9 protein-coding genes are annotated in these 13,771 nt (G+C 72.9%); 3 read left to right on the plus strand and 6 right to left on the minus strand.

Features of this window, described 5'->3' with window-relative positions:
- Positions 1-48: 48 nt before the first annotated feature.
- From IE242_RS26040 to IE242_RS26050, 3 genes are all read right to left on the minus strand, one after another.
- Entirely contained in the window at positions 49-1,581 is a 1,533-nt protein-coding gene (locus IE242_RS26040) for an FAD-dependent oxidoreductase (RefSeq protein WP_229859452.1), read from the minus strand.
- An 81-nt stretch (positions 1,582-1,662) separates the two neighbouring features.
- Complete coding sequence (locus IE242_RS26045) at positions 1,663-5,706, minus strand: nSTAND1 domain-containing NTPase (protein WP_189863342.1); 4,044 nt, start codon at positions 5,704-5,706, stop codon at positions 1,663-1,665.
- A gap of 53 nt (positions 5,707-5,759) precedes the next feature.
- Entirely contained in the window at positions 5,760-6,254 is a 495-nt protein-coding gene (locus IE242_RS26050; protein ID WP_229859455.1) for a hypothetical protein, read from the minus strand.
- Between the two features lie 210 nt (positions 6,255-6,464).
- Here IE242_RS26050 and IE242_RS26055 point away from each other — a divergent pair, with 210 nt between their 5' ends.
- Positions 6,465-7,337, plus strand: coding sequence for a DUF4231 domain-containing protein (locus tag IE242_RS26055; protein ID WP_189863346.1), 873 nt, complete (start codon positions 6,465-6,467; stop codon positions 7,335-7,337).
- Between the two features lie 74 nt (positions 7,338-7,411).
- Here the strand turns inward: IE242_RS26055 and IE242_RS26060 are convergent, their stop codons facing one another.
- From IE242_RS26060 to IE242_RS26070, 3 genes are all read right to left on the minus strand, one after another.
- Positions 7,412-8,782, minus strand: a complete 1,371-nt coding sequence (locus tag IE242_RS26060; RefSeq protein WP_189863348.1) for a PhoX family protein — start codon at positions 8,780-8,782, stop codon at positions 7,412-7,414.
- A 154-nt stretch (positions 8,783-8,936) separates the two neighbouring features.
- Entirely contained in the window at positions 8,937-11,243 is a 2,307-nt protein-coding gene (locus IE242_RS26065; protein ID WP_189863350.1) for an ABC transporter permease, read from the minus strand.
- Entirely contained in the window at positions 11,240-11,965 is a 726-nt protein-coding gene (locus IE242_RS26070; protein WP_189863353.1) for an ABC transporter ATP-binding protein, read from the minus strand. The genes IE242_RS26065 and IE242_RS26070 overlap by 4 nt, the downstream gene beginning before the upstream one ends.
- Positions 11,966-12,157: 192 nt before the next feature.
- Between IE242_RS26070 and IE242_RS26075 the strand changes: the two genes are divergently transcribed.
- Together IE242_RS26075 and IE242_RS26080 are read left to right on the plus strand one after the other, a co-directional pair.
- Positions 12,158-13,021 carry a sensor histidine kinase gene (locus IE242_RS26075; RefSeq protein WP_229859456.1) on the plus strand — a complete coding sequence of 288 codons (864 nt, stop codon included), beginning with the start codon at positions 12,158-12,160 and terminating at the stop codon, positions 13,019-13,021.
- A complete protein-coding gene (locus tag IE242_RS26080) occupies positions 13,018-13,737 on the plus strand; it encodes a response regulator (protein ID WP_189863355.1) in 720 nt (239 codons plus the stop codon). The genes IE242_RS26075 and IE242_RS26080 overlap by 4 nt, the downstream gene beginning before the upstream one ends.
- Positions 13,738-13,771 lie beyond the last annotated feature (34 nt).

Genomic DNA, 13,771 nt, shown 5'->3' on the forward strand with positions numbered 1-13,771 from the left:
GACGGTAACCGGATAAGTGTGATTAATGCGTGATAAGGGGGCATGTCGTCATTCGCTCGGCTCAGCGTGTCGTGGCTCCCGCTGCTCCAGGGGCTTCGTGGCCGGACCCTGGATGACCTTGCCGTCCACGTCGAAACGGGAACCGTGGCACGGGCAGTCCCAGGAGCGTTCGGCCGAGTTGAAGGAGACGATGCAGCCCAGGTGCGTGCAGCGGGCGGACAGGGCGTGGAGTTGTCCGCCCTCGTCGCGATGGACGGCGATCTGCTTGCCGCCCGCGCGGACGATGTCCCCGCCGCCCGGCGGGATCTCGTCCGCGGAGTCCAGACCGTGCAGCCGGTCGCCGATGAAGTGCTTGCCGACCTTCGCCTGGTGCTGGAGGAAGGCGGGGGCCTCGCGTGCGACGGTGCGCAGCCGGCGCGGATCGTAGAGGTCGGCCCACACCGGCCGGCCGCCCGTCATCAGGTCGGAGAGGAGCCGGCCCGCCATGATGCCGCCGCTCATGCCCCAGCCGCCGAACCCGGTCGCCACCCACGCGTGCCGGGCACCGTGGTGGAGCGGGCCGACGAGGGGCACGGTGTCGGTGGGGTCGTTGTCCTGGGTGGCCCAGCGGTGGGTGAAGGTGACGCCGGGGAAGTGCTCGGTGGCCCAGGAGGTGAGCCGCGCGAAGCGCTCGTCGGTGTCGGCGGTACCGGGAGTGAAGTGTTCGCCGGTGATGATGAGCAGCCGTTGCCCGTCGCTGCCGTACGGAGCCGTACGCACCGAGCGGGTGCCCTCGTCGGGGGTGATGTACATGCCGTCGGGGTCGCGGCCGGCCGCCATCGGGCCGGCGACGACCAGCTCGCGGCGCGAGGAGAGCCGGGCGAAGGCCATGGACCGGTCGAAGATCGGGTAGTGCGTGGCCACGACGACGTCCCGGGCGGTGACGGTCGCCCCGCTCTCCGTGGTGACCCGGCAGGGCTCGCCCTCGTGCAGCCCGACCACGGGCGTGTGCTCGAACACCCGACCGCCCCGCGCGACGCAGTCGTCCAGGAGGGCGAGGAGGTACTTGCGCGGGTGGAACTGGGCCTGCCCGGTCACCTTCACCGCCGCCGTGACGGGATACGGCAGCGGGGTGTCCGTCACCAGCTCCGCGGACAGCCCGGCGGCGCGCGCGGCATCGGTCTCGGCACGGATCTTGGGCACCTGCCCGGCGTCGTGCGTGTAGGTGTACGCGTCGCGGCGCTCCCAGTCGCAGGCGATGCCCAGCTCGTCGACGAGTTCCGCGGCCCGCTCGATCGCCTCGCTCTGCGACACGGCGTACAGCCGCGCCGCCTCCTCGTCCCTGGTCCGCCGCAGCTTGTCGTACACGAGCGTGTGCAGCGCGCTGACCTTGGCGGTCGTATGGCCGGTCACGCCGCCGGCGACCGTCCCGGCCTCCAGCAGGGCCACGCTCCGCCCGAGCCGCGCGACCTCGTAGGCGGTGCTGATCCCGGCGATGCCCGCCCCCACCACGACCACGTCGACGTCGAGGTCCCCGTCCAGGGGCGGGTACGCCTCGCCCGGTGCCGTCTCGATCCAGTACGAGCCCTGAGTGCTGTCCATGCGGCGCCGGGTACCCCGGCCCGGCCGGCCCATCCGGGCGGCGCATTCCCGCGGACGGTGGGTGAGCGAGGCGCAGTGTGCTCAGTAGCGTGCCGGCGGGGCCCCGGCCGGGGCCCCCGGCCCGGAGGGCTCGGCCGGGCAGGTGCGGTGGTAGGGCACGCCGGGGATGAGGTCGTTCCATTCGTCCAGCGACAGGTTGCGGTTCACCAGGCGGCACCCGTACCGCACCCAGCCGGTGAAGTCACGGTTCCACAGACGCGCGGTGCCGTCCGCGGCGGCCGAGGCGAGCTCCCCGCGGGGGCCGAAGGCCACGGCGTGGACCGGCCCGCTGTGCCCGCTCAGCGCGGGGCCGACGGGGCGGCCCGTGCCGGGGTCCCAGGTCCGTACGGTGCCGTCGGCGCCGGCCGTGGCCAGGAGCCCGCCGTCCGGCCGGAACGCCACATCGGCGGCCGTGTCCGTGTTGCCGGTGAGGGGCGCTCCTCGTTGCCCGCCCGTCGCCGGGTCCCACAGCCGTACGGTGCGGTCGGCGCTCGCGGTGGCCAGCAGCTCGCCGTCCGGGCTGAAGGCGAGGTCCCTGATCGCATTGGTGTGACCGCTCAGCGGCTGCCCGCGGCGCCTGGTGGCCGCGACGTCCCACAGCAGGACGATCTGCTCGGCGCCGGCGGTGGCCAGCAGCTTCCCGTCGGGGCTGAAGGCGACTCCGGTCACCGCTTCCCGGTGCCCGGCGAGGCCTTCGCCGGCCGGCCTCCCGGAGGAGACCGACCAGAGCCGGGCCACGGTGTCGTCCGTCGTGGCGAGGATCCTGCCGTCCGGGCTGAACGCCACGTCGAGAACGATCCGCTGCTGATGTCGCAGGGGCCGCCCGTGCGGTCTTCCGGTCGCGGTGTCCCACAGGCGGGCGGTGCCGTCGGAGCTCGCGGTGGCCAGCAGCTTCCCGTCGGGGCCGAACGCCACTCTGTTGACCTCGTCCCGGTGCCCCCGGAGCGGGCGGCCGGCCGGCGTTCCGGAGGGCAGGTGCCACAGGCGTACGGTGCCGTCCCCGCCGCCGGTGGCCAGGAGCCTGCCGTCGGGACTGAAGGCGACACCGTACACAGCGCCCTTGTGACCGGCGAGCGGCCTGCTGACCGAGTACGTCTCGCGGACCTCCCACAGCCGGGCGGTGCGGTCCCAGCTGCTCGTCGCCAGTTCCTTGCCGTCCGGCCTGAACGCCACGTCGGTCACCAGGGTGGAGTGACCGATCAGCGGCTGACCGTGCGGCCGGCCGGTGGCCGGGTTCCAGATGTGGGCGGTGCCGTCGTGCTGGGCGGTGGCGAGCAGCTCGCCGTCCGGGCTGAAGGCCACGGCCCAGACGTCCTGCCGGCCCGTGCTGATCGGCCGGCCGTGCGGCGTGCCGGACGGCATCTCCCACAGCCGTGCGGTGCCGTCGGCGCCCGCGGTGGCGAGCAGCTCGCCGTCCGGGCTGAAGGCGAGGCCGTGGAGGAGGCCCGAGCGGGCTTCGAGCACCCGTACGGGCGGTCGGGTGCTGCCGGGCGCCACCTGCCACAGGCGTACGGTGCCGTCCCAGCCGACGGTGGCGAGCACCGTGCCGTCCGGGGCGAACGCCACGCCGCTCACCCCGTCGCCGTGCCCGGTCAGCGGGGCGCCGTGCCGGGTGCCGGACGCCACGTCCCACAGGGCGGCCGTACCGTCCTCGCCGCCGGAGGCGAGCAGCCTGCCGTCCGGGCTGAAGCCCACGTCCACCACCCCGCCCTGGTGGCCGTCGATCGCGGCACCGCGCTGCCGGCCGGTGCGGACGTCCCACAGCCGGACCGTCCCGTCCAGGCTCCCGGTGGCGACCAGCCGGTCGTCAGGACTGAAGGCCGCGCTGCAGACGACGTCGGCATGCCCGGTCAGCACCCTGCCGACGTGCGGCCTCGCCCCCCGCACGTCCCACAGCCGTACGGTACGGTCCCAGCTCGCCGTGGCGAGCATCCCGCCGTCATGGCTGAACGCCGCGCTCTGGAGCTGGTCGCGGTGGCCGATGAGCGGCTTCGACGCGTGATTGACGCGGGCCAGCGCGGTGACGAGGCCGCGCGGCGGCTGCGGCCGGGGGTGGTCGTCGCGGGCCACGCTCAGGCTCTCCAGGCCGACCAGGACCGCGGTGTCCGGCCGGCTCCCCACGAGGGTGTCGGCCTGGACACTCAGCCGTCCGGAGAGGGCGACACGGGCGCGCGACCGGGATTGCTGATCACTCCGGTAGGCCAGCACGCCGGCCAGGACGGTGAGCACCAGGAAGACCGCCAGCCCCGAGACCAGGCCCCGCAGCCGGCGGTTGGAGCGCCGGGCGGCGGCGAGTTCGCGTGAGGCGAGGGCCCGGGACGCGGCGACGAACCGGCGCTCGGGCTCCGCGAGCTCGGCATCGTGGTCGTCGGCCCAGGTGTCGACGGCTGCGAGGCGGCTGCCGCGCATGAGATACGCGTCGTCCCGGCCGCCGCGCTCCCAGTCGGCCGCCAGCCGCTCCAGCTCCGAACGGAGCCGCAGCGAGCGGCGCGACGTCTCGATGGCCTCACGCAGCGGCGGCCACTGGCGCAACAGGGCTTCGTGGGCGACCTCGACCGTCGCTTCCTCGGTGAGGCCGGCGCCGCCGCCCGGCCCGCCGTCCGCGTGCGTACCGGCGCTGGTGAGCAGGCGGGCCGACACGAAGGCATCCACGGTGACCCGCTCGTCACCGCTCAGGGCGGCGCGCGGCAGGCGCCTGCGCGTCGGCTCCTGTTCGCCCTCGACGGAGGCCAGTTTCAGCAGGGTCGGCAGGACGGGACCGCCTCGGCCGCGTCGGGTCAGTTCGTCCGTCACCTTGTCGGCCGTACGGCGAAGGGCGCCGACCACGCCGCCCACGGCCTCGTAGTCGGCGCCGGTGACCAGCCCGTCGGGACCGGCCCGCTCGTACAGCTCGCTGAGCGTGTAGGCGAGCAGCGACAGGGCGTCGCCGCCGGTGGCGTCCTCCGTGATCCGCCCGATCAGCCCCGGCTCGAAGTCGAGCCCCGCCCGTCGCGCGGGCCGGGCGATGACCTCGGGCAGCCGGGACCGGCTCAGCGGTTCGAGTACGAGGGTGTCGTCGACGGCCTCGATCAGGCCCGCCCGGTCGGGGCTGGTGCTCAGGAACTCGGAACGTACCGTCGCCACGACCCACAGCGGGCTCTCCTCGTCCAGCGCGTCACGCAGCAGACGGAGAAAGGACCGCTGCTCCTCGGCGCCGGTGCGGGTGAGCAGTTCCTCGGCCTGGTCGATCACCACGAGGACGTCCCGTTTCTCGTCGACCGCGCCCCGCGCCAGTTCGGCGGCCATGTCGACCATCGCACGCGATCCGGAGCGCAGCCGTGCCCGCACGGCGTCGGGCCGAGGCGGGTGTCCCTGGCGGGCGGAGGCCTGCGCCAGGCTGAGCGCGAGCCGGTGGGTGGGCCGGCGGCCGGGCACGATCGGGGGCAGTACCACCCATCGCTCGCTCTGCCGCTGGAGGCGGGGCAGCAGCCCCGCGCGCAGCAGGGAGGACTTGCCGCTCCCGGAGGGGCCCACGATCGCCACGAACCGGCCGGCGCCGTGCCGCAGAGTGGGGTGCGTCAGTTCGAGGAGCTGCTCGATCTCGTGACCGCGGCCGAAGAACACGGCTGCGTCCTCGGCGGCGAAAGGCCTCAGCCCGGGGTACGGAGAGCGGCCGGGGGCCCAGGCGAAGCTGTCGGAGGCGTCGAGCCCCGCCCGCCGCAGTCCGGCCAGCAGACGTTCGAACGCGGCGTCCTCCGCGGCGGCTCCGGCGCCCAGGTCCAGCCACTGCACATCGTCGAGCAGGCTCAGCCGGGCCGCGTGGTCGATCCGCAGCGGGAAGACCGGATGGCCGAGCGAACGGGCGAGGGTCAGTTCGGCGAAGCACCACCGCGACGCGGTCGATGCCTCGCTGGCGAGGTAGACGACCGCGTCGGTTCTCCGTAGCTGGGCATAGAGTTCGTGTTCCCATGAACGGCCGGCCGGAATTCCTTGCTCCGGATCCAGATCGAGGAACAGGCCGGCGTAATCCGCGTTCCGCAGCCGTTCGGCGATACGCTTCGCCACCGCCAGGTCCTGGCTGCTGTGGCTGATGAAGAGCGTTGCCATGGGATTGCCCCGGTCCCGGCCCTCACGGCATTACCGTCAGTTGTACGGTGCCGTCAGTTGCACGGCACTTCGTCGGCGCGGTGGTGCGGCGCGTACCAGTCGACCTCGCGGTCCGGAATCGATCCCGAGTGCTGGACGGCCACCATATTTCGCAGCGTGAATTTGTGGCAGTGCTTCGGACGATTGCCGTGCCGGTGTTTGTACATGCAGCGGTAGTTGTCCGTGACGGGCGGCGCTTCCTTCTTCTTCCCGCACTGCATGGCGTCGGGGGCGGAGATCCCGTCCCATCCGTTCCCCGGTTTCTCCAGTCCCGTCTGCAAGACCTGCCCCAGCATGAACGACGGCCCGCCCGGAGCGGAGCACGCGTAGTCGTCGACGATTTTTCCGTTGCGCTTCTCGACATACCGGCAGGAGAAAGCACGGGGTGGTGTGAAGCCGTCGGCGAATAACGGGCTCGCGATGGAGAAGTGAGGTCCGGGGGGCCTATGCCGCGCGTCGGCGTCAGGGGCCGATGCCACGACGAGTGAAAGGGCCGTGCAGGTGATCACGGGAAGAGCGAGGAGCGCGTTGCGTGAACCGGATGCGGAAGTGCCTGCTCGCTTCATCTGAAGTCCCCCGAGCTGCGTCGGCATCTCGCGACGCACAGGGAATGTGCGTCGGCTTTTCGAGCGTAGTGCTGCGCCGACGGCGGGGTCAAACAATTGATTCATGTCACCGAAATACTTGGCACCCTGCCCGCCGGGGTCCACAATTGCGCCGTGCGCGCAGAGCCCGACGGCACCGTGACGGCCGTCTGGAATCAGCAGAGCGTGTGGTCGCAGGCCGCCGACCGCCTGAAGAGGACGATCAGCCGGGCGAGAACGGCGGCGCTGATCCTGGGCATCGTCAGTGCCGTGCTGGGGACGGCCGCGGCCCAGACGATGCAGGTGCACGCGGCCCTGGGGAAGAGTCTCGCCTTCGGTGCGGCGCTCTCGGCGGGGCTGGTACCGCTCGCCGCCGGCCGTGCCGGAGCGCCGGCCGTCCGGAACTGGACGAGGCTGCGCTCGATGAGCGAAGCGCTCAAGAGCGAGGTGTACGTCTGTCTCGCCGGGGTCGCGCCGTACCGGGACGCGGACAGGCGGCGGGTGCTCGCCGCACGTGTCGAACGGCTCTTCGGTGAGGCGGCCGACCTGGCCGCGTACACCACCGGCGTCGAGCCGCTCGAGCGAGCGCTGCCCGCGGTGTCGGACGTGACGTCGTACAGCGAGCTCAGGCTGAGCCGGCAGATGACCGAGTACTACCGGCCCAAGGCGTCGGAGATGGCCCGCAAGACGTCCGTGGTCCGGCGCGCGGAGATCGCCCTGGGTGCGCTCGCCGCGGTTCTCGGGGCACTGGCCGGGGCGTTCGGTGTGGCGCAGGCGGCTGCCTGGGTGGCCGTCGCGGTCACGGCCGGCGCGGCGGTCAGCGCGCACGGCGTGGCGGCCAAGTACGCCTTCCAGCAGACGGAGTTCACCCGCACCGCGGCCGAGCTGCAGCGCATCCTGGAGGGCAGGGAGGTGGCCGAGGGGGGCGACGCGGCGTTCGTCCGGCGTTGCGAGCGGGTCATGTCCGTGCTCAACGACAGCTGGATGGTGAAGTGGACGGCCGAGTGACCGGCCGGGGGCGGGCGCCGTGCGTGACGCCCGTCGGCGCCCGCCCCCTGGCGCGCAGCCGTGGAGCTAGGCCCTCACCTGCGCCGCCACGGCCCCGTCACCGCGAACGTCGTGCCCGGCGCGTAGCAGTTGACGTACATCGTCTCCCCGTCCGGGGAGAACGTGACGCCCGCGAACTCACCCCACTCGGGTTCCTCGACGGTGCCGGTGTTCTGGGCGTTGCGGGCCATCGCGTACACCTCGCCGCGCCGCGTGACGCCGTACACGTGCTGTGCGCCGTTGCCGTCCTCGCACACCATCAGGCCGCCGCTGGGGGCGAGGCAGATGTTGTCGGGGGACTCTCCCGGCAGCTGCACGTCCGTGTCCGGGCCGAAGACGATCACCAGGGTCAGACGGCGCTCGTCCGGGTCGTACCGCCAGATCTGCCCGTAGTGGTCCGACGCCGAGCCGTCCGCGCTGCGGGCGAAGGACGACACGAAGTACACGCACCGGCCGCCCCAGTAGCAGCCCTCCAGCTTCTGCGCGTGGGTGATGCCCTTCTTGCCGAAGTCCTGGAGGCGGATGGGGGTCTGGACGGCCTGGGTGTCCGGTACGTCCACCCACTCGACGCGGTCGAAGCTCGCGCCCGTCTCCTGGATGGAGGACAGGTCCGGGACGCCCGGCACGCGCATCGCCTGCAGCCGGCCGCCCGCGCGCAGGGAGCCGGTGCCGCCGAGCGGGCGGTCGGGGAGGAAGCGGTAGAAGAGGCCGAAAGGTTTCTGGAACGCGTCCTCCGTCTCGTAGACGATCCCGCGCCTGGGGTCCACCGCGATCGCCTCGTGCTGGAAGCGGCCCATCGCGGTGAGCGGTACGGCCCCGGTGCGGCGCGGGTCCACCGGGTCGACCTCGAAGATGAACCCGTGGTCCTTGGTGTAGCCGCCGGTACCGGCCTTGTCCTCGGTCTCCTCGCAGGTCAGCCAGGTGCCCCAAGGGGTGGGACCGCCCGCGCAGTTGACCGCCGTACCGGCGATCGCGACGCGCTCGCCCAGCACCTCGCCGTGCCGGTCCAGCGTCAGGGCCGTACAGCCGCCCTTGCCCACCGGGTCGTACGTCAGGCCCTCGATCGCCGGCACGCCGATCCGGCCGCTGGTGCGGTTCTCGTGGTTGCGGACCAGGTGCACGCGGCCCTGTCTGCCGCCGAAGGCGGCCATGCCGTCGTGATTGCTGGGAACCCGGCCCTCGCCGGAGCGGAGCTGGTCGCCCTCGCGGGAGAGGACCTTGTAGCGGAAGCCCTTCGGCAGGTCGAGCAGTCCGTCCGGGTCGGGGATGAGCGGGCCGTACCCGGAGTGGCCGAGGCCGCCCGCGGCGGCCGTTCCGGTGAAGAGTTCGGCGAGCGCTCCGGTGAAGGCGATGCCCGCTCCCAGGGCGCCGGAGCGGGCGAGTATCTCTCGTCGTGTTGCTGACATGGGGCAACCTTCCTGCTGGCGGACAGGATGTGACCCGCCTGTGTGTACCACGTGAGTGCGGACGCCGGAACCATGCGTGCGAACGGGCCGTGGATTCCCCGTGGCCCGGCGGCAGGACGTCTCCGAGCCACGGGCCGGTGCCGACGACGGCGGCCTACTCGTTGTGCAGCACCGTGGCGATGGTGAGACGTGCCGCCGACCGGGCCGGGATCAGTGCGCCGAGGACGGCGATCGTGACACCCGCCAGGGCCAGCGCGGCCAGGTGCGGTACGTGCCAGACGTCCTTCATCGACTCCGGGAACGAGATCACTCCGATGTTGTCCACGAGCACGCGGTGCGCGACGATCCCGAGCGGGATCCCGAGCAGCCCGCCGATCGCGCCCGGACCCGCCACGGAGGTCACCGTCATCACGACGACCTGGCGCGGCGTCATCCCGATCGACTTGAGCATGCCCAGGTCACGGCGGCGCTCCCGGACGTTCAGCAGGACCGTGTTGAACACTCCGAGCGCCGCGACGACGGTCAGCAGCAGGGTGAACACCGACGCGAAGCCGACGACGGTGGTGGTGACCGTGTTGTTCGCGTGCGTCAGCGTGGGGTACAGGCCGGGGTCCGCCGCCTCGACCGCGTCGGTGTAGGCCCGGGCGTCGGTGCCGCGCGCGAGCCGGACCGTGTACTCGGTCGCCTGGGTCCGCGGAGCGAGCCGGGCCAGCGTCTGCCAGTTGGAGTCCAGTGCCTGGCTGTCGCCTGCCATCAGTTCACCGACGATGGTGACGCGGGTCTGCCTGCCACTGAGCTGGACGGTGATCCGGTCGCCCACCGTCAGCCCGTGCCGGCTCAGGAACGCGGGCCCGACCGCGGCCTCGCCCGCCCGCGCCGGCCAGTGTCCCTCGACGACCCCCGCGGCGAGGTCCTGGGTGTCGCCCCGGAAGAAGTTGGCGTACGACGTCTCCGTGTGTCCGGCGAGACGCACCTTGGCGAGCGCGCGGGCGGTCACCCGGTCCGCGCCGGGCAGCGAGCGCAGCCGTTCCTCGGTCTGCCGGTCGCTCAGTCTCCGGGCCTTCTGGTCGTTCGCGGGTGAGCCGGCCTGTACGTGGACCTGGCCGGCCCCCTGGCTCTCGCCGACGTTCGCGTACGCGACCATGGTGCTGGTCAGGCCGGTCGTCAGCGTCACGGTGGTGACACCGAGGACGATGGCCGCCAGGGTCAGGGCCGTACGGCCGGGACGGGCGAAGGGCTGGCCCAGCCCCAGGCTCACCGCCCGCGGCAGCCGGGTGCCGCTGAGCCTGTGCTGCACGCGCAGCCCGCGGCCGGTGCGCGGCGCGCTGCCCGCGGTGATCGCCCGGGCCGCGGACAGCCGGTGCGCGCGCAGCGCGGGGACCAGGGCGGCGAGGACGACCAGGGCGGGCATGCCCACCAGGCAGACGACGGACGGCCACGGGCCGATGCCGATGGACGCGCTGCCGGTCTCGATGCCGGTGAAGGCCAGCCGCAGGACGGCCCCGGCCGCCGCGTCGCCGATCAGGACGCCGGTGACGCAGCCGACGAGGGCGGGTACGGAGACCATCGTCAGGTAGACCGCGACCACTTGGTTCGGGGTGAAGCCCAGGGACTTCAGCACACCGATGTGCCGGTGGCCGGAGACGACCGCCCCGCTGACCACGTTCCCGACGATCAGGACGGAGACCAGGAGACCGAGCACTCCGAAGAGCGTCATGAACGGCAGATAGGCGTCCACCTGGGAGGAGAAGGCCCGTTTGAGGGTGAGGTAGGACTGCGAGGCGGTGAGCGAGTCCGCGGGCAGTTCCGCGGTGGCCCTCGCGAGGCCGGTACGGAGCTGCTCCTCGGCCGGGGAACCGGTGAAGCGGTAGAGCATCTGGGCGTCGGCCGGGTGCAGTGCTCGCATCTGCTCGGGTGACACCCAGGCCCCGGCCGACCTGCTCATGCTGGTGGCGAAGCCGACGACGGTGAGGGCCGGGGCCCCGCGCGGTGTCAGCCTGGTGCCGAGCAGACCGGGACCGGGCGAGCCGTCGACGGGCCAGGCGACGACGATCTCACCGGGGGCCGTGGCCCAGCGGCCCTCCAGCAGCCGGACCCGGTCCACCGGCCCGTCCGGACCGTCCCGGCCCACCACGGTCACCGAACCGGCCGACATCCACAGCCAGTCCCCCGGCATCTCCAGAACGGTCTGCCCGAACGGTCCGGCCGCGGCCTCGACGCCGGGCCGGCGGGCGGTCCGCGCGAGCTGTGTCTCCGACGCCTTCGCGAGGTCGAAGGCGGCCACCGTGTGGGCGCCGCGCTGCCGGTCGAACGCCTTGTCGAAGGGGGCCGAGGCCGCGCTGACCAGCGCCAGCGCCAGCAGGACGGTCGTGGTGGAGCACAGGACGACGAGACCGATGACGATCGTCTGGAGCCTGCGCCGCTTCACCGCGGCGCGCGAGGCCCGCCACACGGCGCTCATCCGGTCGGCTCCAGTGCGCTCTCGCGGGCCACCCGGCCGTCGGCGACCTCGATCAGGCGGCTCGCACAGCGGTCGGCCAGGTGCCGGTCGTGGGTGACGAGCAGCAACGTCTGGCCGATCTGGTTGAGGTCGATCAGCAGGTCCATCACCTGCTCGCCGGAGCGGCTGTCCAGGGCGCCGGTCGGCTCGTCCGCCAGCAGCAGGGCCGGACGGTTCATCAGGGCCCGGGCCACGGCTACCCGCTGGCGCTCCCCACCGCTCAGCGCGGCCGGGTAGGTGTTCCCGCGGTCGGCGATGCCGAGTTCGTCGAGGAGTTCCAGCGCCCGGCGGCGGGCCTGCCGGGCCGAGGTCCCGGTGAGCTGTGCGGCCAGCGCCACGTTGTCCAGCGCCGGCAGGTCGTCGATGAGGTTGAAGAACTGGAAGATCATGCCGATGTGCCGCCGCCGGAACAGCGCCAGCCCCGTCTCGTTCAGCTGCCCCAGGTCCTGACCGGCGACCTCGACCAGACCCGACGTCGGGCGGTCCAGCCCGGCCACCATGTTGAGCAGGGTGGACTTTCCGCAGCCGGAAGGACCCATCACGGCGACGGCCTCCCCGGCCCGGATCTCCAGGGACATGCCGTCCAGGGCCTTGGTGTCGCCGTACTCCTTGTGGACGCCGTCCAGCCGCACGACGACCTGCGGCCCGTTGTCCCGCCGCCCGCTCTCCTGATCAGTGGTCATGGCACGAACCTAGGAGCGGCGGACCGGCCGCGGCGTCCCTCCCCGGATGTAACCTCCGGGCCCGTCATCCCGGGGATGTACGGAGCTGCCTCCGGAGGATGACGCGGATCATGGTGCCGACTGCGAGACTTGCGCGAGTGGGGAGTTCAAGGGCGGGCTGATGAACTCCGGGGCGGGCTGGGGAGTTCAAGGGTGGGCTGGGGAAGTGCAGGGGTGGGCTGGCTGATCGTCGCCTGCGCCGCGGTCTGCGCGGTCGCGGGCCTGCTGGGCGTGGCGCTCGTCCGGGCGCGGCGGCGGTACCGGGCGGCAGTCGGGGAACGCGGCTGGCTGCTGGAGCGGGAGCGTGAGAGCGCGGCGCGGGTCGCGGTCGACGTCGAGCGCGCCCGGATCGCGGCGGAGCTCCACGACATCGTCAGCCACAACGTGAGCCTGATGGTGGTCCAGGCCGCGGCCGCCCGTGAAGTGCTGGCCACCATGCCCGAGGAGGCCACGGCCGCGATGGCCGCCGTCGAGACCGCCGGACGCACCGCGATGACCGAGCTCCGCCATCTGCTGGGCCTGCTCGCCCCCGCGCAGAACGGCGAGGACGAACCGTACGCCGGCGAGCTGTCACCGCAGCCGAGCCTGACCCGGCTCAGTCCGCTGATCGACCGGTTCGCCTTCGCCGGCCTGCCCGTGGAGGTGCGCATCTCCGGGGAGCCGCGCCCGCTGCCGGCCGGGATCGACGTCACCGCCTATCGGATCGTCCAGGAGGCCCTGACCAACGCCCTCAAACACGGCAACGGGGCGAAAGCCGAGGTGACGGTGCGGTACGCGGACCACTGTCTGCGGGTGGAGGTACTGAACAGCGGGCCCAGCGTCCTGTCCGGCGGCGACTCCGCATCCCCGGACCGCACGGCCACGGGACGCACGGCCACGGACCGGGCGGACGGAACGGGCCGAGGGCTGCTCGGCCTGCGCGAGCGGGTCACCGTCTACGGCGGCGACCTGGACGCGCGGCGCCGGCTGGGCGGCGGCTACCGCGTGCGCGCCCGCATTCCGCTGGACCGCGCATGACGGCGCCCGCCGAGGAGGCTCCCCGCGTCCTGATCGCCGACGACCAGGAGCTGGTCCGCACCGGCTTCCGCCTGATCCTGACCGCCCGCGGCATCGACGTGGTCGGTGAGGCGGCCGACGGTGCCGAGGCGGTGGCGGCAGTGCGCCGGCTGCGGCCCGACGTCGTCCTGATGGACATCCGCATGCCCGTCATGGACGGCCTGGAAGCGGCCCGGCGCATTCTCGCGCAGGCCCCGGACTGCCGGGTGATCATGCTGACCACCTTCGACCTCGACTCCTACGTCTACGACGCCCTCAGCGCCGGAGCCAGCGGCTTCCTCCTCAAGGACGTCACCGCCGAACATCTGGCGGCCGCCGTGCGCCTGGTCGACACCGGCGACGCACTGCTCGCCCCTTCGATCACCCGCCGCCTGGTGGAACGCTTCGCCTCCGTAACCCACGAACCCGCAGGGAGCGGCGGAACCGCTCCCGTCCACCGCGACCTGGCCGCGCTGACGCCGCGCGAGCGCGAAGTGCTGACGCTCATGGGCAAGGGGCTGTCCAACACCGAACTGGCGCGGGCACTGACGCTCAGCGAGGCCACGGTCAAGACGCATGTGGCCCGGATCTTCGCCAAGCTGTCCCTGCGCGACCGGGCCCAGGCCGTCGTCCTCGCCTACGAGACGGGACTCGTCTCACCCGGTGATTCCACGGGAACCGCCGAGCCCGCCCCGTAAGCCGTCATCGCGCCTGGAAGGTGCTGAGGGCCGT

This window comes from Streptomyces poonensis, assembly GCF_014650915.1.
GTDB lineage: Bacteria > Actinomycetota > Actinomycetes > Streptomycetales > Streptomycetaceae > Streptomyces > Streptomyces poonensis.

Excerpts from the sequence above, each read along its gene's own strand:
- IE242_RS26040 (WP_229859452.1), bottom strand. The coding sequence starts at position 1,581 with ATGGACAGCACTCAGGGCTCGTACTGGATCGAGACGGCACCGGGCGAG.
- IE242_RS26045 (WP_189863342.1), bottom strand. The coding sequence starts at position 5,706 with ATGGCAACGCTCTTCATCAGCCACAGCAGCCAGGACCTGGCGGTGGCG.
- IE242_RS26060 (WP_189863348.1), bottom strand. The coding sequence starts at position 8,782 with ATGTCAGCAACACGACGAGAGATACTCGCCCGCTCCGGCGCCCTGGGA.
- IE242_RS26065 (WP_189863350.1), bottom strand. The coding sequence starts at position 11,243 with ATGAGCGCCGTGTGGCGGGCCTCGCGCGCCGCGGTGAAGCGGCGCAGG.
- IE242_RS26070 (WP_189863353.1), bottom strand. The coding sequence starts at position 11,965 with ATGACCACTGATCAGGAGAGCGGGCGGCGGGACAACGGGCCGCAGGTC.
- IE242_RS26080 (WP_189863355.1), top strand. The coding sequence starts at position 13,018 with ATGACGGCGCCCGCCGAGGAGGCTCCCCGCGTCCTGATCGCCGACGAC.